At 68.3% G+C, this 230-nt stretch carries 1 protein-coding gene; it reads left to right on the plus strand.

Annotated features, from left to right (window positions below):
• Positions 1–38 precede the first annotated feature (38 nt).
• Positions 39–230: FAD binding domain-containing protein (locus ACX9YW_RS23635; RefSeq protein ID WP_460351259.1), on the plus strand; the 192-nt coding region annotated here is incomplete at its 3' end.

The following is a 230-nucleotide window of genomic DNA, read 5'->3' on the forward strand; positions in this document are numbered from 1 at the left end:
TAGCGTCGCCTGCAGCGGTCCCGAGGAGAGGGAGGGATATGCAGGTACCTGCGCCTTTCGACTACGCCCGCGCGTCGACGATCGACGAGGCGATCGCGCTGCTCGACCGGCTCGGCCCGGAGTCGCGCCTGATCGCCGGCGGCCACTCGCTGCTGCCGATGATGAAGCTGCGACTCGCGACGCCCGAGCACCTGATCGACATCAACCCGCTCGAGTCCGAGCTCTCCTAC

The organism is Pseudoneobacillus rhizolycopersici (assembly GCF_054786815.1).